The 2,340-nt window shown below is 69.3% G+C and carries 2 protein-coding genes; both read left to right on the top strand.

Annotation, left to right across the window (positions count from 1 at the left end):
* Window positions 1-145: 145 nt before the first annotated feature.
* Window positions 146-1,423: an IS21 family transposase gene (gene istA / locus ACFHPP_RS30830; RefSeq protein WP_437167044.1), complete on the top strand. Its 1,278-nt coding sequence runs from the start codon at window positions 146-148 to the stop codon at window positions 1,421-1,423.
* On the top strand, window positions 1,420-2,277 hold the full coding sequence (gene istB / locus ACFHPP_RS30825) for an IS21-like element helper ATPase IstB (protein ID WP_437167043.1): 858 nt from the start codon (window positions 1,420-1,422) through the stop codon (window positions 2,275-2,277). Before istA ends, istB begins: the two co-directional genes overlap by 4 nt.
* Window positions 2,278-2,340: the final 63 nt, after the last annotated feature.

Below are 2,340 nucleotides of genomic sequence, written 5' to 3'. Positions count from 1 at the left end.
TGTAGCTGCTGCGTGAATTCTCCCCGGATGTGCTGGCTGAAAATTCCCCAGTCCAGCGCGACTGCCCGCGCCCGGGGGCGAGCCCCCGGGCGCGGGCGGCGCCGGCCATGCGCCAGGATGCCGACCGGCATCATGGGAGCAGCCGGTGGTCACCCTTGGGGAGCTCGTCATGATCCTGGATCTCGCCCGGCAGGGCCTCAGCGTCTCGGCCATCGCACGGCGCACCGGCCGCGACCGCAAGACCATCCGCACCTACATCGCGCGCGGCCTGGAGCCGCCGGCCTACAAACCCCGGGAGCCGGCACCTTCGCCGCTGGCGCCCTTCGAGCCCTTCCTGCGCGAGCGCATCGACCGCTTTCCCGAGCTGACCGGCCGGCGCCTCTGGCGGGAGATCCGCGACCTCGGCTTCGGGGGTGGCTACGCCACCGTCACCGACTTCCTGCGCACCATCCGCCCGCCTGCCGAACCCGCCGCCTTCGAACGTCGCTTTGAGACCCCACCGGGGCGCCAGGCGCAGGTCGACTTCGCCTTCTTCAAGGTCCGCTTTGAGGATGAGCCCGGCGCCGAGCGCATCGTCTGGCTGTTCTCCGCCGTCCTCGGCCACAGCCGCATGATGTGGGCCCGCTTCGTCGCCCAGCAGGACCTCGCCACTGTGCTGCGCTGCCACGTCGCCGCCTTTACCGCACTCGGCGGCGTACCGCAGGAGATCCTCTACGATCGCATGCGCACCGCCGTCCTTGGCGAAGTCGACGTCCGCGGCATCGTCTACAACGACAAGCTCCTCGCGCTTGCCGCCCACTACGGCTTCGTTCCGAAAGCCTGCCGTCCCTACAGGGCCAAAACCAAAGGCAAGGTAGAGAGGCCGTTCCGCTACGTCCGCGAGGATTTCTTCCTTGCCCGGAGCTTCCGCAACCTCGAGGACCTGAACGCACAGTTCACCCAGTGGCTCGACCAGGTCGCCAATCGCCGCCTGCACGGCACCACGGGGCGCATCGTCACGGAGCACTTCGCAGAGGAACAGCCCACCCTCCGGCGGCTGCCGGCCGGGCCGTTCAACGCCGTGCTCCGCCTGGAGCGACGCATCTCGCACGAGGGCATGATCTCGGTCGGCGGCAATCTCTACTCCGTCCCCGACGGCACGCGGCGCCGCCCCGTCGAGGTCCAGGTCACCGCCTCCGAGATCCACATCCTGGAGGATGGCCGGCTCGTCGCCGCGCATCCCGTGCTCGAGGGCCGCGGCCGGCGTCGCATCGCCGAGGGCCACCGCAGCCTGCCGCCACCGCACAACAGCACCACGACCCGCGCGGGCGCCTCGGCATCGTCGCCACCAGCATCGGCTCCAGCCACCGGCGTGGCGCCCCGGTCGCTGGCCATCTACGAGGCGATTGGCCGCCGCCTCGCCGCCGGAGAGCCGGCGCGATGAACACGGCACCCGCCACTCTCGACCGGATCCGCCACCATCTGGTCGGCCTCAGAATGCCACGCTCCCTCGAGGTGCTGGAGCACCTCCTGCGCCAGCTCGAGCGCGGCGAGATCTCCGCCCTCGAGGCGATCGACCAGCTGCTCGACGAAGAACTCAGCTTGCGCGAGGGGCGCCGCGTCAAGGCAGCCCTCAAGATGGGCCGGCTGCTGAACATCAAGACGCTCGCAGGCTTCGACTTCTCGTTCCAGCCCTCCCTCGACCGCAACCGCATCCTCACCCTCGCCGGCCTCGACTTCATCAGCCGCCACGAGGTGCTGCACTTCCTCGGCCAGCCAGGCTGCGGCAAGACGCACCTGGCCATCGCGCTCGCCGTCGAGGCGGTGAAGGCAGGCCGCAGCGTCTACTTCACCACCCTGGCCGAGCTCATCGGCTCGCTCGCCAAGGCCGAGCGCGAGGGCACGCTCCGCGAGCGCATCCGGTTCCTCTGCCGGCCGCAGCTGCTGGTCGTCGACGAGATCGGCTACCTGCCCGTCATCGCCGGCGGCGGAAACCTGTTTTTTCAGCTGGTGAATGCCCGCTACGAGCGCGGCGCGATGATACTCACCTCCAACCGCGGCTTTGCCGAATGGGGCGAGGTTTTCGGCGACACCGTTGTCGCCACAGCGTTGCTTGACCGCCTCCTCCACCACGCCATCGTCGTGCGCATTGAAGGCGCCAGCTACCGCCTGCGCCGCCACGCCGACCTGCTGCCCGACAGCTCAGCCGCGCGACCAGCTCATCAGCCCCAACCGCCGCCGCGCCGACGCGGCCGGCCACCCAAAATACGCACCTTGGAGCCCACCGCCGCAACGTAGCCACCAGCCAAACTGGGGAATTTTCAGCCAGCGCTTTTGAGGAATTCGACCTCAGCATTGACA

Origin of the sequence: Falsiroseomonas sp. E2-1-a20 (genome assembly GCF_051433195.1) — a bacterium.
GTDB lineage: Bacteria > Pseudomonadota > Alphaproteobacteria > Acetobacterales > Acetobacteraceae > Falsiroseomonas.
Note: the sequence above shows the minus strand (reverse complement) of the source record. Positions and strands in the feature narration are given on the sequence as shown.